General features: G+C 71.7%; 24 protein-coding genes. 10 read left to right on the top strand and 14 right to left on the bottom strand.

Features of this window, described 5'->3' with window-relative positions; all coding sequences use genetic code 11:
- The first annotated feature begins 6 nt into the window (after window positions 1-6).
- The 5 genes from ASF39_RS09760 to ASF39_RS09740 all read left to right on the top strand — a co-directional run bounded on the left by ASF39_RS09760 (window position 7) and on the right by ASF39_RS09740 (window position 5,273).
- Window positions 7-801 (top strand): thymidylate synthase, encoded by a 795-nt coding sequence (locus ASF39_RS09760; protein ID WP_056283201.1) that lies wholly within the window; start codon window positions 7-9, stop codon window positions 799-801.
- A 13-nt stretch (window positions 802-814) separates the two neighbouring features.
- Window positions 815-1,315: a dihydrofolate reductase gene (locus tag ASF39_RS09755; RefSeq protein WP_056283198.1), complete on the top strand. Its 501-nt coding sequence runs from the start codon at window positions 815-817 to the stop codon at window positions 1,313-1,315.
- Between the two features lie 176 nt (window positions 1,316-1,491).
- Window positions 1,492-2,670: an FtsH protease activity modulator HflK gene (gene hflK / locus ASF39_RS09750; RefSeq protein ID WP_055886734.1), complete on the top strand. Its 1,179-nt coding sequence runs from the start codon at window positions 1,492-1,494 to the stop codon at window positions 2,668-2,670.
- Window positions 2,667-3,614: a protease modulator HflC gene (locus ASF39_RS09745; RefSeq protein ID WP_055886732.1), complete on the top strand. Its 948-nt coding sequence runs from the start codon at window positions 2,667-2,669 to the stop codon at window positions 3,612-3,614. Before hflK ends, ASF39_RS09745 begins: the two co-directional genes overlap by 4 nt.
- A 135-nt stretch (window positions 3,615-3,749) precedes the next feature.
- Entirely contained in the window at window positions 3,750-5,273 is a 1,524-nt protein-coding gene (locus ASF39_RS09740) for a Do family serine endopeptidase (RefSeq protein WP_056283193.1), read from the top strand.
- Between the two features lie 255 nt (window positions 5,274-5,528).
- On the opposite strand, the gene ASF39_RS09735 is transcribed toward ASF39_RS09740, so the two are convergent.
- Window positions 5,529-6,023: an HD domain-containing protein gene (locus ASF39_RS09735; protein ID WP_056283191.1), complete on the bottom strand. Its 495-nt coding sequence runs from the start codon at window positions 6,021-6,023 to the stop codon at window positions 5,529-5,531.
- Between the two features lie 30 nt (window positions 6,024-6,053).
- Window positions 6,054-6,317, bottom strand: coding sequence for a hypothetical protein (locus ASF39_RS09730; protein WP_055887378.1), 264 nt, complete (start codon window positions 6,315-6,317; stop codon window positions 6,054-6,056).
- 197 nt (window positions 6,318-6,514) lie between these two features.
- On the opposite strand from ASF39_RS09730, the gene ASF39_RS09725 reads away from it, so the two are divergent.
- Window positions 6,515-7,963, top strand: coding sequence for a phospholipase D-like domain-containing protein (locus ASF39_RS09725; RefSeq protein ID WP_056283188.1), 1,449 nt, complete (start codon window positions 6,515-6,517; stop codon window positions 7,961-7,963).
- Between the two features lie 28 nt (window positions 7,964-7,991).
- On the opposite strand, the gene ASF39_RS09720 is transcribed toward ASF39_RS09725, so the two are convergent.
- The 3 genes from ASF39_RS09720 to ASF39_RS09710 form a co-directional block, all read right to left on the bottom strand.
- Entirely contained in the window at window positions 7,992-8,744 is a 753-nt protein-coding gene (locus ASF39_RS09720; protein WP_244472336.1) for an endonuclease/exonuclease/phosphatase family protein, read from the bottom strand.
- 90 nt (window positions 8,745-8,834) lie between these two features.
- The gene (locus ASF39_RS09715; protein ID WP_056283186.1) at window positions 8,835-9,605 is read right to left on the bottom strand and encodes a glucose 1-dehydrogenase; all 771 of its coding nucleotides are present in this window, start codon (window positions 9,603-9,605) and stop codon (window positions 8,835-8,837) included.
- Between the two features lie 132 nt (window positions 9,606-9,737).
- The gene (locus ASF39_RS09710) at window positions 9,738-10,004 is read right to left on the bottom strand and encodes a YARHG domain-containing protein (RefSeq protein WP_055886715.1); all 267 of its coding nucleotides are present in this window, start codon (window positions 10,002-10,004) and stop codon (window positions 9,738-9,740) included.
- 205 nt (window positions 10,005-10,209) lie between these two features.
- Between ASF39_RS09710 and ASF39_RS09705 the strand changes: the two genes are divergently transcribed.
- The 3 genes from ASF39_RS09705 (at window position 10,210) to ASF39_RS09695 (ending at window position 11,788) form a co-directional block, all read left to right on the top strand.
- Window positions 10,210-10,458, top strand: a complete 249-nt coding sequence (locus ASF39_RS09705) for a hypothetical protein (protein WP_055886712.1) — start codon at window positions 10,210-10,212, stop codon at window positions 10,456-10,458.
- Between the two features lie 68 nt (window positions 10,459-10,526).
- Window positions 10,527-11,516, top strand: coding sequence for an Ldh family oxidoreductase (locus ASF39_RS09700; protein WP_056283183.1), 990 nt, complete (start codon window positions 10,527-10,529; stop codon window positions 11,514-11,516).
- A gap of 23 nt (window positions 11,517-11,539) precedes the next feature.
- Window positions 11,540-11,788 (top strand): hypothetical protein, encoded by a 249-nt coding sequence (locus ASF39_RS09695; RefSeq protein ID WP_056283551.1) that lies wholly within the window; start codon window positions 11,540-11,542, stop codon window positions 11,786-11,788.
- Window positions 11,789-11,803: 15 nt separating this feature from the next.
- Here ASF39_RS09695 and solA read toward each other — a convergent pair whose 3' ends face one another.
- Both solA and ASF39_RS09685 read right to left on the bottom strand, forming a co-directional pair.
- A complete protein-coding gene (solA, locus tag ASF39_RS09690) occupies window positions 11,804-13,024 on the bottom strand; it encodes an N-methyl-L-tryptophan oxidase (RefSeq protein WP_082494464.1) in 1,221 nt (406 codons plus the stop codon).
- Window positions 13,021-14,076, bottom strand: coding sequence for a threonine aldolase family protein (locus ASF39_RS09685; protein WP_280137203.1), 1,056 nt, complete (start codon window positions 14,074-14,076; stop codon window positions 13,021-13,023). The genes solA and ASF39_RS09685 overlap by 4 nt, the downstream gene beginning before the upstream one ends.
- 204 nt (window positions 14,077-14,280) lie before the next feature.
- Between ASF39_RS09685 and ASF39_RS09680 the strand changes: the two genes are divergently transcribed.
- Entirely contained in the window at window positions 14,281-15,729 is a 1,449-nt protein-coding gene (locus ASF39_RS09680) for a DEAD/DEAH box helicase family protein (RefSeq protein ID WP_244472335.1), read from the top strand.
- On the opposite strand, the gene soxA is transcribed toward ASF39_RS09680, so the two are convergent.
- The 7 genes from soxA to ASF39_RS09645 all read right to left on the bottom strand — a co-directional run bounded on the left by soxA (window position 15,719) and on the right by ASF39_RS09645 (window position 21,570).
- Window positions 15,719-16,489 carry a sulfur oxidation c-type cytochrome SoxA gene (gene soxA / locus ASF39_RS09675; RefSeq protein ID WP_056283179.1) on the bottom strand — a complete coding sequence of 257 codons (771 nt, stop codon included), beginning with the start codon at window positions 16,487-16,489 and terminating at the stop codon, window positions 15,719-15,721. The two genes, ASF39_RS09680 and soxA, sit on opposite strands and share 11 nt — an antisense overlap.
- On the bottom strand, window positions 16,486-16,806 hold the full coding sequence (soxZ, locus tag ASF39_RS09670) for a thiosulfate oxidation carrier complex protein SoxZ (protein WP_055886703.1): 321 nt from the start codon (window positions 16,804-16,806) through the stop codon (window positions 16,486-16,488). Before soxZ ends, soxA begins: the two co-directional genes overlap by 4 nt.
- Window positions 16,807-16,810: 4 nt before the next feature.
- On the bottom strand, window positions 16,811-17,284 hold the full coding sequence (locus ASF39_RS09665; protein WP_056283176.1) for a SoxY-related AACIE arm protein: 474 nt from the start codon (window positions 17,282-17,284) through the stop codon (window positions 16,811-16,813).
- Window positions 17,281-17,673: a sulfur oxidation c-type cytochrome SoxX gene (gene soxX, locus ASF39_RS09660; RefSeq protein WP_244472357.1), complete on the bottom strand. Its 393-nt coding sequence runs from the start codon at window positions 17,671-17,673 to the stop codon at window positions 17,281-17,283. Before soxX ends, ASF39_RS09665 begins: the two co-directional genes overlap by 4 nt.
- A gap of 116 nt (window positions 17,674-17,789) precedes the next feature.
- Window positions 17,790-19,046 (bottom strand): NAD(P)/FAD-dependent oxidoreductase, encoded by a 1,257-nt coding sequence (locus ASF39_RS09655; RefSeq protein WP_056283173.1) that lies wholly within the window; start codon window positions 19,044-19,046, stop codon window positions 17,790-17,792.
- On the bottom strand, window positions 19,043-19,372 hold the full coding sequence (locus ASF39_RS09650; protein ID WP_244472334.1) for a cytochrome C: 330 nt from the start codon (window positions 19,370-19,372) through the stop codon (window positions 19,043-19,045). Before ASF39_RS09650 ends, ASF39_RS09655 begins: the two co-directional genes overlap by 4 nt.
- Window positions 19,369-21,570, bottom strand: a complete 2,202-nt coding sequence (locus ASF39_RS09645) for a molybdopterin cofactor-binding domain-containing protein (protein WP_056283171.1) — start codon at window positions 21,568-21,570, stop codon at window positions 19,369-19,371. The genes ASF39_RS09650 and ASF39_RS09645 overlap by 4 nt, the downstream gene beginning before the upstream one ends.
- Window positions 21,571-21,573 lie beyond the last annotated feature (3 nt).

The raw sequence follows: 21,573 nt of genomic DNA, 5'->3' as shown, positions 1-21,573 counted from the left end.
CCCGCCATGATCCCCTACCACCAGCTCCTCGCGCGCATCCTCGACTCCGGGGTCGACAAGGACGACCGCACCGGCACCGGCACCCTCTCCGTGTTCGGGCACCAGATGCGGTTCGACCTCGCGCAAGGGTTTCCCCTGGTCACGACGAAGCAGCTCCACCTGCGCTCGATCGTCCACGAATTGCTGTGGTTCCTCTCCGGCGACACCAACGTGCGCTCGCTCCAGGCCAACGGCGTCACGATCTGGGACGAGTGGGCGGACGAGCACGGCGACCTTGGCCCGGTCTACGGCCGGCAGTGGCGCTCCTGGGCGACGCCCGACGGCGGCGCCATCGACCAGATCGCCTGGGTGCTGGCCGAGATCCGCCGCAACCCCGACTCCCGCCGCCTCGTGGTCTCGGCCTGGAACCCGGCCGACCTCGACCGGATGGCGCTGGCGCCCTGCCACTGCCTGTTCCAGTTCTACGTGGCGAAGGGGCGCCTCTCCTGCCAGCTCTACCAGCGCTCGGCCGACGTCTTCCTCGGCGTGCCGTTCAACATCGCCTCCTACGCCCTGCTCACCGCGATGATAGCGCAGGTCACCGGGCTGGAGCCGGGCGACTTCGTCCATACGCTGGGCGACGCGCACCTCTATCGCAACCACGAGGACCAGGCCCGGCTCCAGCTCACCCGCGAGCCGCGCCCCCTGCCGCGCCTCCACCTCGACCCTTCGGTGACCGACCTGTTCGCCTTCCGGTTCGAGGACATCGCGATCCGCGATTACGTGCCGCATGCCGCGATCCGCGCGCCGATCGCGGTCTGAGGAAAGGGCCGCCATGACACCGAGCCGTCCCCGTATCGTCGTCGTCGCCGCCGTCGCCGGCAACGGCGTCATCGGCCGCGACAATCAGCTGATCTGGCGGCTGCGCAGCGACCTGCGGCGTTTCAAGGCGCTCACCATGGGCAAGCCGCTGCTGATGGGGCGCAAGACCTTCCTGTCGATCGGCCGGCCGCTACCGGGCCGCCGCACCCTCGTCCTCACCCGCGACCCCGGCTTTGCCGCCGAGGGCGTCGAGGTCGTCCACGGGTGGGAGGCGGCCCTGGCGGCTGCGGAGGGCGGCGAGCTGATGGTGGCCGGCGGGGCCGAGATCTACGCGCTGGCCCTGCCGCAGGCGGACGCGATCCACCTCACCGAGGTCGAGGCGGCGCCGGACGGCGACACGGTGTTCCCGGCCTTCGACCGCTCGGCCTTCCGCGAGGTCGGGCGCGAGGCGCACCCGGCGGCCGAGCACGACGACCACCCCTTCGCCTTCGTCGACCTGATACGTGTGGCGTGACCCTGTCATCCGGCCCCGCGACCCATTGCGCAGAACCGGCCCGGCCGGTTGCCTTTGCCCCCGGCGATGCCCACTTCCGAGCCTTGACAGGACGGAGCGGCCGCACGCAGTGCTTACCGTCACCGGTTCGGCCCGCCTCGAGCGGGATGGTGCTTGAGTAGGAGAGATCGGCCAGCATGCCTTGGAGCAATCAGAGCGGCGGCGGTGGCGGCAACGGGGGAGGGCCCTGGGGGCGCGGCGGCGGCGGCAATGGCGGTGGCCCCTGGGGCGGCGGCGGTGGCGGCGGTGGCGGTAAGACGCCCCCCGATCTCGAGGATCTCCTGCGGCGCGGCCAGGATCGCCTGCGCGGTGTGATGCCCGGCGGCTCCATGGGCGGCGGGCGCGGCGTGCTCGTGGCGGCCGGCCTCGCCGTCGTCGCCTGGCTCGCCACCGGTATCTACAAGGTCGAGCCGCAGCAGGTCGGCATCGAGACGATCTTCGGCCGCTACACCACCACGACCGGCGACGGCCTCCATTACAACTTTCCTTATCCGATCGGCGGCGTCGAGAAGCCCAACGTCGGCCAGATCAACACCGTCGCCATCGGCTACCGTGCCGGGGTGAGCGCCCAGAGCCGCGGCCGCGACGTGCCCGAGGAAAGCCTGATGCTGACCGGCGACGAGAACATCGTCGACCTCGACTTCGAAGTGCAGTGGCGCGTGAACGCGCTCAAGGCGTCCGACTACGTGTTCAACCTCGCCAACCCCGAGGGCACCATCAAGGCGTTGGCCGAGAGTTCGATGCGCGAGGTGATCGGGCGTCGCAACATCCAGCCGATCCTCACCAACGAGCAGTCGAGCGTCGCCCAGGAGGTCAAAGAGATGACCCAGAAGGCCCTCGACGAATACGGTGCCGGCGTTTCGATCGTCGTCGTGCAGCTCGTGAGCGTGAACCCGCCGCCCGAGGTCCGCCCGTCGTTCATCGACGTGAACGCCGCCCAGCAGGACGCCGAGCGCGTGCAGAACGAGGCCCGCACCTACGCCAGCAGTGTGGTGCCCCAGGCCCGCGGTCGCGCGTCGCAGATCGTCCAGGCGGCCGAAGCCTACAAGACCCAGGCGACCGCCGAGGCGACCGGTCAGGCCGCCCGATTCCAGCAGGTCTACGAATCCTACAAGACCGCGCCGGTCATCAGCCGCGAGCGCATCTTCCTCGAGACGATGGAGCGCGTGCTCGGCTCGGTGAACAAGGTCATCATCGACCAGGGCGGGGCCGGCGTCGCCGGCGGCGCAGCCGCGGCCGGCGTGCTGCCGGTGCTGCCCTTGACGGAATTCGGGCGCCAGAGCCCCGGCTCGACGGCGGGGGGAGTCGCACGATGAACGGCCAGGTCATTCGCACGGGCGCGGCCATCGTCGCCGCCGCCGTCGCCGTGGCGCTCTACGCCTCGGTCTTCACCGTCGGCCAGATGCAGCAGGCCCTCGTCCTGCGGTTCGGTAGCGTCCGCGCCGCCCTCAACCAGACCGGCATCGACAAGCCGGGCCTGTATTTCAAGGTGCCGTTCTTCGAGAACGTGGTCTTCTTCGACAAGCGCGTGCTCGACCTCGACCTGCCGGTGCAGACGCTCTTGACCGCCGATCGCCAGAACCTGGAGGTCGACGCCTTCGCCCGCTACCGCATCATCGATCCGCTGCGGTTCTACCAGTCGGCCAACAACATCCCCCGCGCCAACACGCTGCTCGCCAGCTTCGTGAACTCGGCCCTGCGTAACGTCCTGGCCCGTTCGACCCGCGACGCCATCGTGCGGACCGGCCGCGCGGCGCTGATGAACGAGATCCAGGAGGACGTGAACCGCCAGGCCAAGGATCTCGGCGTCCAGATCGTCGATCTGCGCATGACCCGGGTCGATCTTCCCGCGGCCAACTCGACGGCGGTCTACGAGCGGATGAAGACCGAGCGGAAGCGCGAGGCGGCCGACATCCGCGCCAACGGCGAGCAGATGGCGGTGTCGATCAAGGCGAAGGCCGACCGCGACGTCACGGTGCTGCTGTCGGAGGCCAACCAATCCTCCGAGACCCTGCGCGGTCAGGGCGACGGCGACAAGAACCGGATCCTGGCCGAGGCCTACGGCAAGGACGCCGACTTCTTCAGCTTCTACCGGTCGATGCAGGCCTACGAGGCCGGCCTGAAGGGGTCCGACACCCGCCTCGTCATCAGCCCGAACTCGGACTTCTTCCGCTACTTCAGCGATCCGCAGGGCCGGGCACCCGGCACCGCGCCGCGGGCCGCCCGCGATCCCGGCGCCACGGGATCGACGGCTCGGTAAGACGAGTTACGGCCGGCTCCGTTCTCCACGAGCCGGCCGCCGATGCGGCCAAGCGCCCGAGCGGCATCCGATGCCCTTGATCGGCGCACGCCCCGGACGATCTACCACCCTCCCCGCCATTCGAGAGGTCGATCCATGGTTTCCGTCGCGAGCGCCGTGAAGATGCCCCGTGTCCGGGCCATGCTGGCCAGTGCCGTCATCGGCGCCTCGGTCGCTGCGGCGGCCCTGCCGTTTCCGGCCCTCGCCAAGGGCCCGGAATCCCTGGCCGACCTCGCCGAGCAGGTGACCGACGCGGTCGTCAACATCTCGGCCTCCACGACGGTCGAGGCGCGCCCGCCCACCAGCCGCACCCTGCCGCAGTTGCCGCCGGGCACGCCGTTCGAGGATCTGTTCGAGGACTTCTTCAACAAGCGCGGCCAGCGCGGCGGTGGTGACCGCAGCGAAGGCGAGAACAGCACGCCCCGCCAGCAGCGCAAGTCGAACTCCCTGGGCTCGGGCTTCATCATCGACGCCTCGGGCATCGTGATCACCAACAACCACGTCATCGGCGATGCCAACGACATCCAGGTGATCCTGCACAACGGCTCCAAGCTGAAGGCCGAGATCATCGGCAAGGATCCGAAACTCGACCTGGCCGTGCTGCGGGTGAAGCCGGAAGCCGACAAGCCGCTCAAGGCGGTGCCGTTCGGCGATTCCGACAAGATGCGCCCCGGCGACTGGGTGATCGCCATCGGCAACCCGTTCGGCCTCGGCGGTTCGGTCTCGGCCGGCATCGTCTCGGCGCGCGGCCGTAACATCGAGTCCGGCCCCTACGACAACTACCTGCAGACGGACGCGGCCATCAACAAGGGCAACTCCGGCGGGCCGCTGTTCAACATGAACGGCGAAGTCATCGGCATCAACACCGCCATCCTGTCGCCCACCGGCGGCTCCGTGGGCATCGGCTTTGCCGTCCCCTCGGGCACCGCCGGCCCGGTGATCCAGCAGCTGCGCGACTTCGGTGAGGTCCGCCGCGGCTGGCTCGGCGTGCGCATCCAGAACGTCGACGACGTGACTGCCGATGCACTCGGCCTCAAGGGAGGCGCCAAGGGTGCCCTCATCGCCGGCATCGACGAGAAGGGTCCGGCCAAGTCCTCGGGTCTCGAGGTCGGCGACGTGATCACCCGCTTCAACGGCACCGTCGTCCAGTCCTCCGCCGACCTGCCGCGCATCGTGGCGGCGACGCCGGTGGGCAAGACCGTCGAGGTCCTGGTCGTCCGCAAGGGTCAGGAGGCGACCAAGTCCGTCACCCTCGGCCGGCTCGAGGACAACGAGAAGCCCCAGCTCGCCAACGTCCGCCAGCCCGAGGTCGAGAGCGTCGCCCGGCAGGTCCTGGGCCTCAGCGTCTCGGGTATCACCGACGAGCTTCGCCGCCGCTACAGCATCAAGGACACCCTCAAGGGCGTCGTGGTGACCAAGGTCGACGCCAACTCGGCCGCGTCGGACAAGCAGATCAAGCCCGGCGAGGTCATCGTCGAGGTCGGTCAGGAGGCCGTCGCCACCCCCGCCGACGTGACCAAGCGTGTCGACCAGATCAAGAAGGAGGGCCGCAAGTCGGTGCTCCTGCTCGTGGCGAGCGCCACCGGCGACGTGCGGTTCGTGGCGATCGGCCTCGAGTAGTCGTTTCGCGCGAACCATCGTCGGGCGGCTCACGCACAGGTCCGTGAGCCGCCCTTTTGCCATCTCACCACAGAAACGCTTGCTGCTTGCGAGGCCTGGCAGGTTTGCGATCCGTGACCACCGGCTTCGGCCGTCGTCCCTGAAGGAAACGCGACGACGTTCCGGGAGCCTGAATCCCCGCGTCGGGTGATCCGGGACGCGGTGAGGGAAGCGGCGCGTCGTAAGGGTGGACCATTCCGGATCTAGTCGCCGGATCTAGTCGCCGGTGTAGCCCAGAGCCCGCGCGGCCTCCCGCAGGCGGGCGAAGGCGATGGCGTAGCGGGTCCGGCGATCCTCGCCGTCCGGCAGGGTGCGCTCGGGACTCAGGTTGTCCTCGGTGTCCGACATCTTGATGAGGATCGCGCCAAGGTTTCCGCTCTCGACGATCCGGTCGATCGCCTCTTCGTAAGGGGGCTTGCCCGGCGGCTTGGTGAGCAGCACCACCTTCGCGATCACGGCGTCGGCGAAGCCGCGCACGCGCAGGTCGGTCGTGGTGGTCGCCGTGTCCTCGATCACGTCGTGGAGGATGGCCGCCTGCATCACGACCATCGGGTCGATGTCGAGGTGGTCCACCGCCCGCGCGTGCCCGGCCCGTCCGACGGCGGCGTTGGCCACCCGTTCGAGGTGCCGGATGTAGGGCTGGCCGCCCTTGTCGATCTGGCCGGCGTGGGCGACGACCGCCAGGTTGTGTGCGTCGAAGATGGATGCCATGGTGCCTTCGTCCCGGCCGGTGGGTTGCCCCTATTCCCGAAGCGGCCGCGCCTCGAGGATGGCGGCCCGCACGAAGGGGAGCCGCATCTGTGGGCCGGCCCTCCCGTTGTTGACGATGTCGTTGGCGCCCGGATGACGCCGCACCGCCTTGGCGAGGTGCAGACGGTAGCCTTCCCGGAACACGAACGGCGGCGCCATCGGGTTCGCCATGAAGGCGGCGACGGCCGCATTCACCTCGTCCTCGGAGATCAGGTTGAGGTCGCGCAGGGCGGCGACGGTGAGGGTCTCGGTCATGGCCGCCAGAGTGGACGCCCGCGGCGCCCGCCGCAACCGGGCCGACCACGATCGGTGCGTCGGTCCGGCATCGCGATGGCGTCGCACCCCTCGCCGAGGGGGCGGTTGGTCCGTGGCATGGCTTCACGTATCCCACGTCGCACATGGGGGCGGGACGCGGCCGGCCCGGTCGAAGGATCCGCGGACGGGGAGCGGCGGTGGAAGAGGTGATGCTGCGGTGGATCGGCCAGACGGCCGCGATCCGTACCGACATCCTGTCCGTGGCGGGGATCTGCCTCGCCGTGGCCGTCACGGTGCACGTGCTCCTGCGCAAGCGCGAGGTCGGGGCGGCGATCGGCTGGATCGGCCTCGCCTGGCTGTCGCCGTTCCTGGGCGGCAGCCTCTACATCCTGTTCGGCGTCAACCGCGTGACGCGCCGGGCCAGGCGCCTGCGCGTCAAGCCGTCGTCCCCGGGACAGGGCCGGGAGGGGGGGCAAGCCACGGCCGAGGTCGCGGCCACCGCCGTTCTCGCACCCCTCGACCGGGTGGTGGGGACGATCACCCAGCTTCCCCTGTCGCCGGGCAACGCGGTGACGCCCCTGCGCCACGGGGACGAGGCTTATCCCATGATGCTGGCGGCGATCGGCGCGGCGCGGCGGTCGGTGGTCCTGTCGAGCTACATCATGCGCGACGATCGGATCGGGCGCACCTTCGTCGCCGCCCTGGCCGGGGCGAAGGCCAGGGGCGTCGAGGTCCGCGTCCTGATCGACGGCATCGGCAGCGGCTACCTGATCTCGGGCATCCATCGGCGCCTGCGCCGGGCCGGCGTGCCGGTCGCGCGGTTCATGCACTCGGCGCTGCCGTGGCGGATGCCCTTCCTCAACCTGCGCAGCCACAAGAAGCTGATGATCGTCGACGGCGAGATCGCCTTCACCGGCGGCATCAACATCGCCGACGCGAACTGTCTTTCCGCCCGACCGTCCGACCCGATGCGCGACACCCACTTCCGCCTCGTCGGGCCGGTGGTGGAGCAGCTCGCGGCGGCCTTCGCCAGCGACTGGGCATTGGCCGACGGCGAAGACCTCGACGGTCCGGTCTGGTTCGCACCGCCTTCGGCCGGCGGCCCGACCTCGGCCCGCGTGGTCACCTCCGGCCCCGATGCCGACCTGCGCAAGATCGAACTCGTGGTGCTGCAGGCGGTGGCCTGCGCCCGGCGCAGCATCCGGCTCGCGACGCCCTATTTCCTACCGAGCGAAGTGCTGTCGAGCGCCCTCGCGCTCGCCGCCGGCCGCGGCATCGCCGTGGACGTGATCGTTCCCGAAACCAGCGACCACCGCCTCGTCGACTGGGCGACGCGGGCGCATGTCGATCCCCTGCTGGCGGCGGGGGTGCGCATCTGGCTCGATACGCCGCCCTTCGACCACTCGAAGATCCTGGTGGTGGACGAGGTCTGGTGTTTCGTCGGCAGCGCCAATTGGGACATGCGCAGCTTCCGCCTCAACTTCGAACTCAACGTCGAGATCTACGACGCCGACCTCGCCCGCTGGCTCGGCGCCGTCATGGACGAGAAGACCGGTGCCCTCCTCACCCGCGAGGATCTGGCGCGCCGATCCCTGCCGATCCGCCTGCGTGACGCCAGCGCCCGCCTCTGGCTGCCGTATCTCTGATCGTCGATCCGCCCGGGCTGGAGCCGGATCACAACCCCGCGCGGCGCTTCAGCGAGGCCGAGATCCGCATCGCGAAGCGATCGATCGGGTTTTTGCCGCGCGCCCGCTCCTCGCGCGGCTGCGGTGCCGGAGCGAGGTGGACGACGATGGGCCGATGGTCCGAGGCCCCGCGTGGCAGCACCGCCCCGCCCTGGCAGACCAGCCCGCGCACGAGGCAGCGGTCGAGGCGCAGGGGAACCACCCGGCCCATGGCGTGGGTCGGCCGGCGCGGGCCGGCATCGGTGAAGCCCGGCAGCAGCGGCGGCCCCACCAGGTTGAAGTCGCCGATGACCGCGGCGCGCTCGGGCAGGCTCAGGGCGATGCGGCGCAGCTGGCGCCGGTTGAGGACCTGCCCGTGGGACAGATGCACGTTGGCGACCCCGAAGTCGCCGAGGTCGAGCACCTGGCAGACCCGGTCGATCAAAGCGCCGGACGGCAGGGCGACGACCTCCGGCCGCGTCACGAAGGGCGTCCGGCTCCAGATCGCCAGGCCGTGGATGCGGCCCGGCAGCTGCGCCCAGGCATAGTCGCCGCCGAGCCGGGCCTTGAGGCCGTCGATGTCGCGGGTGGCCTCCTGCATCAGCACGAGGTCGGGCTGTTCACGCTCGATCAGGGTGGCGATGCCGGCGACGTTGGCGCCGACCCGCCGCAGCAGGTTCCAACTCAGGATCTTGCGCTGGCCGGGATGGGGGAACGCCGTGGTCGAGAGGCGGTGGTCGGCGAGACGGCGGTCGTTGAGCATGAGGCGATTAAGTGGGACGCCGCGCCCGGTTGGAAACCCCGGCGGGGCGAATCGACGGTCTCCCCGCAGACCCGCCCCGCCGCCGGTGCCTCAAGCGCCGCCCCATTGCATGGTCAGTCCGCCATCGACCACCAGGGTGTGCCCGGTGACGTAGTCGGCGGCCTCGGAGCACAAATAGAGGATGGCCTTGGCGATCTCGTCGGGCTGGCCGGCGCGATGCCACGGGATCCGCTCGAGGGATTGCGCGAGCTTCTCCGGGTTCTCGAAGCGGTCGCTGGTCATCGGGGTCTGGATCAGGCCGGGGGCGACGATGTTGACGTTGATCCTGTCCTCGGCGAGCTCCCGCGACAGGCTGCGGCACAGCGAGCCGACACCGGCCTTCGACATGCCGTAGGGGGCGCTCTCGGGGGTCGGCAGGTGCTGGGCCACCGAGGACACCAGCAGGATCTTACCGCCGCCGCCGTTGGCGCGCCGCACCTTGATGAAGGCCCGCGCGCAATAGACCGGCGCCATCAGGTTCACGCGCAGGATGCGCTCCAGCGTGTCGTCGTCCATCTCGGCCACCGGCATGCCGTTCATGGCCTGGCCGGCGTTGTTGACGAGGATGTCGAGGACGCCGAGGTCCGCCGCCACCTGGGCGAAGGTGGCCTCCACCGAGGCCGGGTCCGACACGTCGTTGCGGATCACCAGGCAGCGCCGCCCGGCCGCCTCGACCCGGCGCGCCGTCTCGCGGGCGCCCTCGGCATCGGTGTTGTAGGTGATCGCCACGTCGGCGCCCTCGCGGGCGAAGACCTCGGCGGTGGCCTGTCCGATTCCCGAATCGGCCCCGGTGATGAGGGCGCATCGTCCTTGCATGATCATGGTCGGCCTGTGTTCGAAGGGCGGAAAGCGCCGCGGGTAGCGGCGACACGCCAACGTCAAGGTGACCCGGCGAGGGTGTGTTCCGCCCCGCCGGGCTTCCGGACGGTCGCAGTCGCTCCGGCCGGAAGGGCGTCAGGGCGCGCAGCCGTTGAGGCGTTCCTGGCGCTGGATCTCGGCGATCTTGGCGCGGACGCGGCTGGACAGCGGCACGTCGCCGATCTCGTCGTAGCGGCACCCGGCGTTGCCGAAGGCGCGGATCGCCTTGGGCGTCTTGAAGCAGTAGCCCGCGTCCTTGTAGGCGGCGTTGCGCTCGCCCCAGAGTTCGTCGCAGGGAAAATCCGCCCGCGCCGACCCGGTCCCTACGCACAGGGCCAGCCCTGCGATTGCCAAACGAACCATGGTGCGACGGCTCCCCTCCCGGCCGGCGGTGGGCCGGCCTCCGCCCGATCATAGCCACTCCCGTGCGGCGGGAGAATCCGCAGTCGCGGTGCGTGGCGTCGGTCGGGGGGAACCGAAGGCCCCCGCCGCGGCATCCTCACGGCAGGGTTCGCAAACGGGGGCACCGGTTTTGCGGCAGGAGCCCGCCTCGGGTTCGGGGACCGCCATGACCATCCGCCTCCACCTCGCGTTCGCTCTCGTCGCCGCCTCGGTCCACGCCGGCCCGGCGCTGTCGCAGAACATGGCGTTGACGCCGCCCGGCCACGTCGATGCGGCGCCGCCCCCGCGCGCCTGGCCCGAGCCGCCGCCGCGTCCCAGCCTGCTCGTCCCGGATACGTCGCTGCCCAACCAGCGCACCGGGCCGCCGCGCCCGCCTCGCGTCGTGCGCGACATCTGCATCGGGTGCGACCGCTGACCGGCGCCGGCTTGTATGGACGCCCGATGGAGGGTGACTTCGCGAAGGGCCCGCCATAGGGATGGGGCATGCCGATCCTCAGCCTCGATGCCGCCCGGACCCTCGCCGTCGAGACGCTCGTCCGTTGCGGCACGGCGCCGAGCGCGGCGGCCAGCACCGCCGCGGCCCTCGTCGGCGCGGAGGCCGACGGCCTCAGGACCCACGGCCTGATGCGCCTCCTCGCCTACGGCGAGCAGGTGAAGGCCGGCAAGGTGGTGGGGCACGCCGAGGTGACGACGGCGCGCCCGCGCCCGGGGTTGCTGGCGGTCGATGCCGCCCACGGCTTCGCCTATCCCGCCCTCGACGTCGCGGTGGACCTGCTTCCCGAGATCGCCCGGTCGCAGGGCGTGGCCGCCGCCGCCATCCGCCGCTCGCACCATTGCGGCGCGGCGGGACGCCCGGTGGAGGCCCTGGCCGAGCGCGGCCTCGTCGCCATCCTGTTCGCGAACGCGCCCGCCTCGATGGCGCCCTGGGGCGGGTCGCGCCCGGTCTTCGGCACCAATCCCGTCGCCTTCTCCTGCCCGCTGCCGGGCCTCGATCCCGTGGTCGTCGACCTGTCGCTGTCGAAGGTGGCGCGCGGCAACATCATCGCCGCCCACCAGCGCGGCGAGGCGATCCCGGAGGGCTGGGCCTTCGACGCGAACGGCGAGCCCACCACCGATGCGGCGGCCGCGCTCGCCGGTACCATGGTGCCGCTGGGCGACGCCAAGGGCACCGCCCTGGCGCTCATGGTCGAACTCCTGGCCGCCGGGCTCACCGGCGCGCGCTTCGCCGGTGAGGCTTCGTCCTTCCTGGATGCGCAAGGCGACCCGCCCGGCACCGGCCAGCTCATCGTGGCGTTCGACGCCACCGCTTTTGCCGGCGACGCCACCGAGCGGTTCGCCTGGCTCGCGCGCTCGATCACGGATCAGGACGGGGCCCGCCTGCCCGGCGCCCGCCGCGTCGCCGCCCGTGCCCGCGCCGCCACCGAGGGCGTCACGATCTCCGACTCGCTCCTGGCCCAGATCGAGGGCCTGTGAACCCCCATGCCCGGGAGACGCCCATGACCGCCCGCAGCTTTCCCAGCCCCTGGACCGTGGTGGAGGGGCCGGGGGCATTCTGCGTCGAGGACGCCGAGGGCGGCCGCATCGCCTGGACCTATTTCGACGACGATGCCGGCACCGGCGCGATGACGCGCGGGGAGGCCCACCGCGTCGCCAAGGCGATCGCCATGGTGCCTGAGATGCGCACCATCATCCGGTCGCTGCAGGACGGGCTGGCGCAAGCCGAGGACGATGCGCCCACGGCCTGAGGCACGCGCGACGGCTCAGGTGAACCGCGACAGCGAGAACGGGGCCAGGTCCACGGTGCTGCGGCCCGTCGTCATCACCTGGGCGACCGCCTCGCCGATGCCGGCGGAATGCTTGAAGCCGTGGCCCGAGCAGGCGGCCACCACCAGGACCCGGTCATGGACGGGATGGCGGTCGATGATGAAGCCGCGGTCGGGGGTGACGGTGTAGAGGCAGGCCGCCGCCTGGACCACCCGCGGGGTCGCGCCCGCCAGCCGCCCCGCGACATGGCGCTCGTACATCGCGGCGGATTCCTCGGGCCTGACCACGCGGTCGAGGGCGTCGGCGGTGGTCCAGCCGTCGTATTGCTCCGTGGCCACCTTCAGCCTGGGGTCGCCCGGCATCGGGGGGAAGCCGTAGAGGTAGTCCGTGTCGGTGGCGCCGTGCATCCAGATGAAGACCGGCGCATCGGCGCCGTAGGCGCTCGTGTCGTCGAGGGCATACCAGTGCAGCAGCTGCCGGTTGACCTTGAGCAGGCGGTCGAACGGCCGGCCGAGCAGGGGAGCCGTCCAGGCGCCGGCCGAGACCACCGCCTGGGCCGCCCGCACCGTGCCGCCGGTGGTGGTGACGACGACGCCCTCGGCGTCCTGGGCGATCGCCAGCACCTCGGTGCCGGTGCGGATCTCGGCCCCGAGTTCGCCGGCGCGTGCCAGTTGGGCGGCGATGCAGCGCTCGGGCCGGACATAGCCGCCGCCGGGCTCGTAATAGGCCTTTTCGTCGCCCTTCAGGCCGAGGAACTGGGGAAACCGCGCCCCGACCTCCACCCCCGACAGCACCTCGTGCGGGATGCCGAAGGCCTCGGCGCCGGCGATGGAGGTGGCCACGAAATCCCGCTTGCCGTGGTGCGAGGCGCCGCCGGCCGGGGCCATCACCACCACGCCGCAGGCGTTGAGCAGGTCCTCGCCGGTCTCGGCCTCGAGCTCGCGCCAGATCCGGTGCGAGGCCAGGACGAGGGGGACGTAGTCGCGGCCCTCGCCCACCGACTGGCGGGTGATGCGGCTCTCGCCGTGGCTCGACCCATTGGCGTGGGGCGGGGCGAACCGGTCGAGGCCGATCACCCGCGCGCCGCTCCTGGCGAGCTGGTAGAGGGCGGCGCTGCCCATCGCGCCGAGACCCACCACCACGACATCCGCCCGCCCGCTCGCAGCGACAGGCGTCTCGCGCTCGCTCGTGACGACGGACGTTTCGCGTTCGCTCATGACGACTGCCTCTCCTCGAAGAGGCGGTCAGCCTCGGCCCGGATGACCGCCGCGGCCCGCTCCACCTGCGCGCGGCTCACGTCGAGATGGGTGGTGACGCGGATCTGATGCCCGCCGATCGCCCGCACCCGGACGTCGTGGGCGAGGCAGGCGCGGGCGAAATCCGCCGCCGTCACGCCGAGCCCGCGCACCGAGAAGCACAGGATGTTGGACTGGCCGGCGGTGGGCTCGAAGCTCAGGCCCGGCGCGTCGGCCACGACCCCGTGCACGAGTCGGATGTGGGCGTTGTCGGTGGCGAGCTGGTCGAGGTGGTGGTCGAGGGCGTAGAGCCCGGCCGCCGCCAGCACGCCCGACTGGCGCATCGCGCCCCCGAGCCGGTACTTCCAGCGCCAAGCCTCCACCACGAAGTCGTTCGTGCCGCACAGGACCGCACCGACCGGGCAGCCCAGCCCCTTGCTGAGGTCGATCCAGACGCTGTCGAACCCGCGCGCGTAGTCGGCGGCCGAAATCCCCGTGGCCATGACGGCGTTGAGGAGGCGGGCGCCGTCGATATGCGCCTTGAGGCCGCGGGCATGGGCGATGTCGCGGATGCGGCGCATGTCGTCGAGCGCCCAGATCGAGCCGCCGCTGAAGCTCGTGGTCTGTTCGATCGACACCAGCGCCGAGCGCGGCGCCGTGCGGGCCGGCGGCCGGATCGCCGCCTCGAACGCCGCCACGGAATAGAGGCCGGCCGGGGTCGCGAGCGGCGCCACCGAGACGCCGCCGATGGCCGCCGCCCCGGCGGCTTCGGTGTTGTAGATGTGGGACTGGTCGTCGACGATGATCTCGTCGCCGGCCCGGGTCTGCACCAGGATGGCGGCGAGGTTGCACATCGTGCCGGAGGGCATGAACACGCCGGCCTCCTGGCCGAGCATCGTGGCCACCCGTTCGCACAGCGCCAGGGTGGTGGGATCGTCGTTGGACTGCTCGTCGCCCACCACCGCGCGGGCCATGGCCTCGCGCATGCCGGGCGTCGGCCGCGTCTGGGTATCGCTGTAGAGGTCGATGGTCACGTCGCGTTGTCCGGTCGGGTGCGAGGCGGGAGGCCGGGGAATCGGACCGGTTTCATCGGGATGATCCGATCCCAGACCTGAGGAGCGAGAGCGTCGGGTCGGATATCCTGCCCGGTCAGATGGAACCGGTTTTAAAGTTTGATGGCTCCCGGCGCCAGGGGCGAGGCCCGCTCCGGCGATCCGTGCCATAAGCCGGCCCGTCCCATGGCCTCCATCGACCATACGCCCGCCGCCCTCACCATGCTGACGCCTCGCCCCCATCAGGTCGCGGCCCGGGACGCGATCCTGGGCGCGCGGGCCGCCGGGCGCAGCGGCTTCCTGCTCGGCGACATGACCGGGCTCGGCAAGACGCTCTCGGTCTGGAGTACGCTGGCATCGATGCCCGAGGCGGAAGTGCTGATCGTCTGTCCGAAGGGGGCGATGCCGCAGTGGCGCCACACCATCGCCCGCTCGGGCCTGGCCGCCAAGACGGTGACGCTGATCAACTACGAGCGCACCAAGTCGCTGATGGCGCCCTCGGCCGCCGTCGTCCGTCGCTCGACGCGGGCGAAGAACAACGCCCTGGCCAAGCACGGCGCCCTCAAGCGGTCCTGGCCGCTGGTGGTGTTCGACGAGAGCCACCGCCTGCGCAACCCTCAAGCCCAGCAGAGCCTGGTCTGCCGCCAGATCGCGGAGGCTGCCGCCTTCACCATCTACATGAGCGCCACGGCGGGGCAGGCGCCGCACGAATTGTCCTACCTCGGCCGCCTGCTGGGCGAAGCGGCCGGCCGGCCGGCCGGGACGCTGGCCGAATTCCGTGCCCTGATGCAGCACCTGGCGATCGGGCGGGCCAAGGGGCGCTGGGTGAACTGGTCGTGGCAGGCCAACGCCCACGATTGCGCCGTGATGGCCGGTCTCCTCTATGCCGGGCCCGACGCCATCGGCCTGCGGCGGCGGCCCGGCGACATCGCCGGCTGGCCGGAGGTGCAACGCGAACTCGCCGCCACGGCGCTCGGACGCGACGAGCGCCGGCTCTACGACGCCACCTGGCGCGAGTTCCGCCGCGAATGGGGCTTAGCCGGCGGCAGCACCCGCCGGCCGGTCGGCTGGGCGGCGGACCTGCGCTTCCGGCAGAAGGCGAGCCTGCTGCGGGTCTCGGGCACCGCCGATTTCGCCGAGCTGTTGCTGGAGGACGGCCAGCAGGTGGCGGTCTCGGTGGCCTTCCTCGAGACCCGCACGGCGCTGTGCGAGGTTTTCGCGGCGCGGGGCTGGCGGGCCGGGGCCATCGACGGCACCCGGTCCTCCGAGGTCAACGAGGCGACGCGCACCGCCTTCCAGACCGGCAATCTCGACGTGGTGGTGTTCACGGTGACCGAGTCGATCTCGCTCCACCGCAACGAGATGCCCGGCGGCGAGCGACCGCGCAGCCTCGTCGTCCACGACTTGCGCCATAGCGCCATCCAGCTCGCGCAAATCGAGGGCCGCTGCCACCGCGACGGCGAGGCGGCGACCATCGTCTACGCCTTCGCCGAGGACACGGTGGAGGAGGCGATCGCCGCCACGGTGCTGCGCCGCATGACCGCCATGGACGCCATGGCCGGGGAGGACACCGCGATGCTCGACGCGATCGTCGCCTGCCTCGATGCCGCAATCGGCGAGCCCGTCACGGCCTGACGGCGGGCGTCTCGATGGGCAGGGGGGCTGCCCGGTCCATCAGGTAGCGTTCGAGGGCGACGAACTCTGCCGATCCGTAGGCGAAGGGCTCCGCCCGCATCCCCGTCATGCAGTTGCGCAGGCGCCGCTGCACCGAGCCGAGGCCCTGCCATTCGAGCCGGTAGAGCGGGTAGCCGGTGGGATGGCCCTGCGGAATCGTCGCCGCACCCAGGCGCCGGCCGTGGTTGTCGTCGTGGCAGGCGGCGCAGGACAGGCCGAGCTGGCCGATCCGTTCCCGGAACAGCGCCGCGCCCTGTGCCCGCGCCGGATCGAGGCGAGGGTCGCGCGGCGGTGCGATGGGAAGGCCGCGCGATTGGAACCCGAGGTAGGCGGAGAGCGCCAGCAGCTCGCGGCTCTCGTGACCGTAGGGGGGGTCTCCCTGGTGCTCGCGCCGGCAATGGTTGATCCGGCCCTGCAGGTCGATCGCAGCGCCGCTCGCTTCGTCGAAGGCCGGATAGCGGGCGGCGACGCCGCGCAGGGTCGCGGCCTCGCCGTGGCAGCCGGCGCAGGCGGGCCGGCCGGAGGCGGGCGCCCTGGTCCAGAGATCGGCGCCGTCCTGCACCCAGAGCAGGCCGGGGTTGGCCGTGTCGTCGACCTGCATTGCGCGGGTCTCGGCGCTCATGGCGTCGAAGCCCGAGCGGCGCTCGGCCTGCGGGATCTCGTCCGCCACGGCCGCGAGCGAGGCGAAGGCGCCGAGGGCGGCGGCAGCGAGCCGTCTCACGTCACGGTCAGCGTCGCGGTCTCGGTCTGCGAAAACCCGTTGTCGCCGCGCCAGGTGAAGGTGAGCGGGCCGGTCGCCTGCGCCACCAGGGTGAAGGTGAGATAGGGGTTGGCGGCGGTGGCCGGAAACAGCTCTGCGCGAAACACCTCGCGCCCGTCGTAGTGGCAGGCGAAATCCGTGATGATGTCGCGGGCCATGATGCGGCCGTCGGCGCCGGGGCGGAAGCCCGTCTCCATGGGGTGCGAGATCAGCGTCTTGATGGTGACGACCTCGCCGGCCTTGGCGGATTTCGGCACGTTGATCAGGGTGCGGGCCATCGGCTCAGCCCTCCAGGCAGGCGGCCAGCGTGACGATCGCGTCGGCGCTGGTGGACCAGTAGCGCCCGTCGCTGGTCTCGGCGATGGCGGTGATGCGCTGGGTGTCGGCCAGCCGGATGCGGGTGGTCACCGCCGCGCGGCCGGACGCCGGCCCGAGATGCACCGTGACCACGTTGGGCTGCGGGTTCTTGTCGTTGAACACCGCGATGCGACGGACGTGGTCGTCGGCGGTCATCGGGCTGTCGACGGTCACCGTGATGGTCACGGCGTTGCCGTTCTCCACGAGCGGGGGCAGGTCGAGGTGGATCCGCCCCGGCGTGATCGCCGCCTCCCCGGCGAACCGGCGGATCGCCTCGGCCGTGCTCTCGGTGCGCACCGGGGAGGCCGCCGCGACGGGCCGCACCGTGATGGCCAGGACGGCCGCCGCCCCGGCGGCGAGGAGGTCGCGGCGGTTCCGGGTTCCGGCGGAGGGCGTCATCGGGCGGGTCCTTCCCTGGTGTCGTCGCGCAGCGTGGCGAGGTAGGCGACCACGTCTTCGATCTCCTGGGCCTCCAGCACCGGCTTGCCGCGCCAGGCCGCCCCGACGCGCGGACTCGGGTCGACCCGGTGATAGGAAGGCATGATCGTGTCCGGGTTCAAGGCCCGGCCGTCGACCAGGCGCAGGCGAAGCTGCCCCGCCGTGTGGCGGCTGCCGGCGCCCGACAGGTCGGGGCCGAGGTCGCCCTGGAACCGTTCCTCCGGGATCGGCCCGGCGTGGCACAGCAGGCACAGCCCCCGGGTGCGGTCGGCGACGATCGCGCGGCCGCGCGCGGGGTCGCCGGGGGTGTCGGTGAGGGGGGCGGGAATGGCGTCGCCGACGATGGCGATGGGAGGGCGGCGGGTGTCCGTCGCGCCCGCGAAGGATGCATCGACTGCCAGAAGGCACCCGGCCGTAAGAACGAGGCGCGTGGCCTTTCCGGCGGTCTCATGCGGCCCGGTCCGCCTCACCCGAACACCCGCCGGGTGATGGTCCGGTACCAGTCGGCGGCATACGCCGCCTCCTGCTCGCGTAGGGACGCCGGGGCGTCGAGGGGGCTGATCCCGCCCGCGCCCTCGACGTCGGCCAGGACGCCGCCGGACGGGCGGTAGACCCCTGCGATGGAGATGCCGTAGCCGGGTGCCACGAGGCTGTAGCAGGTGTTGATGAGCTTGGGCTCCTCGGGCGCGCGCCCGGCCAGGAGGTCGATCACGGCGAGCGCACAGACCTGGGCCTGCGCGTCGGCCGAGAAGGCGGATTTCGGCATGGCGCCGGCGATGGCCGCGTCGCCGATCACGTGGATGCCCGGCACCAGCCTGGATTCGAACGTCACCGGGTCGATCGGGCACCAGCCCGAACGGTCGGCGACCCCGGCGGTGACCGCGATGCGCCCGGCCCGCTGGGGCGGGATGATGCAGGCCACGTCCGCCTTGTACTCGGAGAAATCGGTGCGCACGGTCATGGTGGCCCGGTCGACCCCGGTCACCTGCCCGCCGCCCGCCAGGGGCACGTATTCGAGGATGGAGGGGTAGAGGGAGGCCCAGGCCGCCTCGAACAGGCGCTGCTTGGAAAAGACGTCCTTGGCGTCGAGGACGATCAGTTTCGCGCTCGGCTTGCGGGTCTTGAGCACATGCGCGATCAGGCTCGCGCGCTCGTAGGGCCCCGGCGGGCAGCGGTAGGGGTTGCCCGGCACCGACAGGACGACGGTGCCGCCCTCCGGCATCGCCTCGATCCGACGCCTCAGGAGCTCGGTCTGCACCCCCGCCTTCCAGGCATGGGGCATCACCTCGGCCGCCGCCTCGTCGTAGCCGGGGATCGCGTCGAAGCGCAGGTCGATGCCGGGCGACAGGACGAGGCGGTCGTAGGGTAGCGTCGCGCCGTCCGCGAGGGTGACCCGGCGCCGGTCGGCATCGATCGCCGCGGCCACCGCATGGACCACCCGGACCCCCGATCCGGACACGCCGTCGTAGCCGAAGCGCTGGGCCTCCATCGGCTGCAGCCCGGCGATGACCTCGTTGCTGAACGGGCAGGCGGTGTAGGTGGCGTTCGCCTCGACCAGGGTGACGTCGAGGCCGCCGGCTAGAAGCGCGCGGGCCGCACTGGCGCCGCCGAACCCGCCGCCGACGACGACGACCTTGGGCTTGCCCTGGGCGAGGCTGGGCTTCGGGAACGCCAGGACGGCCCCGGCGGCGCAGATGAGGTCACGACGGGTCGGGGCGGTCATTCCGGCGGCCTGCGCGAAACATACGCCGCGATGGCCCGGCTCTCCGCCTCCGAGAACCCCTTGGCGATGCGGCCCATCACGCTCGCCGGCCTGGCGCCCGAGCGGTACTCGGCCAGGGCGGTGGCGATCTCCGCCTCCGGCCGTCCGGCGATGGCCCCCATGGCCGCGCCGGCCGCGTGACAGCCGGCGCAGGAGGAGGCGCCCGGCGGCGGCCGCATGTCCTGTGCGGCCGCCGCCGGCATGTCTTGCGCGGCCTTCGGCGAAAGGTCTCGCGCGGCGGCCGGCACGGCGGCGAGCAGCAGGAACGCGGCTCCGATCCCCCTCACGCCCGGCGCAGGTCCGTGTTCTTGAGCGGCATCTGGCGCACGCGCTTGCCGGTGGCGGCGAAGACCGCGTTGAGCACGGCAGGCGCCGCCACGGCGATGGTCGGTTCGCCGACGCCGCCCCAGAACCCACCCGAGGGCATGACGATGGTCTCCACCACCGGCATCTCGTCGAGGCGCATCACCGGGTAGCTGTCGAAGTTGGTCTGCTCGATACGGCCGTCCTTGACGGTGCACTCCTGGTAGAGCGCCGCCGAGAGTCCGTAGACGAACGATCCGCCGATCTGCGCGTCGATCTGCTGCGGATTCAGGGCATGGCCCGGATCGGTGGAGGCCACGATGCGGTGGACCTTGACCTTGCCCTCGTCGGTCACGGAGATCTCGGCCACCGCCGCCACGTAGCTGCCGAAGCCCATCATCTGAGCGAGGCCGCGGAACACCCCCGGCGCGGGCTTCTCACCCCAGCCGGCCTTGTCGGCCACCGCCTGCAGCACGGCGCGGTGCTTGGGGTGGTTGCCCATCAGCTTCAACCGGAAGGCCAGCGGGTCCTGCCCCGCCGCGTGGGCGAGCTCGTCCATGAAGCATTCGAGGTAGATGGCGTTGGGGTTCATGTTCACGCCGCGCCAAAACCCCGGCAGGATGTGCGGGTTGCGCATGGCGTGATCGACCAGGATGTTGGGGATCGTGTAGCCGATCGCCGCCTCCGCGCCGCCCGGGTTGAGCCCCTGGAACACCACCGGGTCCTTGCCGTCCACCATCCGGTTGGGCGCCACCGAGGCGAGGATCGACTGGCCGGAGATGCGCATGTGCAGGCCGGTGAGGTTGCCCTGCCCGTCGAGGGCGGCGCGCATCCGGCACTGGGTGATCGGGTGGTAGCGCCCGTGCGCCATGTCCTCTTCGCGGGTCCAGATCAGCTTGACCGGGGTGCCCGGCATCTCGCGGGCGATCAGCACGGCCTGGCGCAGCCAGTCGTGGGTGGCGCCGCGGCGCCCGAAGCCGCCGCCGAGGTGGATCTTGTGGACGTCGCATTGCTTGGCCGAGAGCCCGGACGCCTCGGCCACCGCGGCCAGGGCCGCCTCGCCGCTCTGGGTCGGAGCCCAGGCCTCGCAGCGCTCGGGCGTCCAGCGCACCGTGGCGTTCATCGGCTCCATGGTGGCGTGGTTCTGGAACGGCACGCCGTAGGTGGCCTCCACCACCTTGGCGGCACCCTTGAGGGCGGCCTCCACGTCGCCGCCCTTGTTGCCGACATGGGCCTCGGTGGCGTCGAGGCCCTCGCGCAGCATCGCCGCGATGGTGGCGCTCGACACGGTGGCGTTCGGCCCCTCGTCCCAGACGATCGGCAGCGCATCCAGCGCGGTCTTGGCCCGCCAGAAGGTGTCGGCGATCACGGCGACCCCCGTGTCGCCGACCTGCACCACGCGCTTCACGCCCGCCATGCCGCTGACCGCCTTGGCGTCGAAGCTTTTCACCGTGCCGCCGGTGACCGGGCAGTCGCGGATCGCCGCGTTGAGCATGCCGGGCAGGGTCAGGTCGATGCCGTAGACCTGGCTGCCGTCGAGCTTTTCCGCCGTGTCGAGGCGCTTCACCGGCTTGCCGGCGATAGTCCAGTCCTTGGGGTCCTTGAGCACCACGTCCTTGGGCGGCGCGATCTTGGCCGCCTCGACGGCGACCGCGCCGTAGGTGGTGGTCCGGCCCGAGGCGGCATGGGCGATCACGCCCCTGTCGGCGCGGCACTCGCCCGGCGCCACGCCCCAGCCCTTGGCGGCCGCCTCCACCAGCATGATGCGGGCGGCGGCCCCGCCCTTGCGGACGAGGTCGTGCGAGTCGCGGATGCCGCGGCTGCCGCCGGTGCCGAAATCGCCCCAGACCCGGCCCCGCGCCAGGTTCTGGCCCGGCGTCGGATACTCGGTCACCACGCGCGACCAGTCGCAGCCGAGCTCCTCGGCCACCAGCTGGGCGAGGCCGGTGAGCGTGCCCTGGCCCATCTCGGAGCGGGCGATGCGGATCACCACGGTCTCGTCGGGGCGGATCACCACCCAGGCGTTGACCTCGGGCGTGATGGTGGCCGCGTCCTGCGCCATCGCCTCGCCGGCGAAGGGAACGTGGAAGCCGAGGCTGAAGCCCCCGGCGAGCGCCGCCACGGAGGCGACGAAACCGCGGCGCGACAGGGCGGCGGCGGGGGTCGGGCGATGATCGGTCATGGT

The sequence above is a fragment of the Methylobacterium sp. Leaf108 genome (assembly GCF_001423265.1).
Classification (GTDB): Bacteria; Pseudomonadota; Alphaproteobacteria; order Rhizobiales; family Beijerinckiaceae; genus Methylobacterium.
Note: the sequence above shows the minus strand (reverse complement) of the source record. Positions and strands in the feature narration are given on the sequence as shown.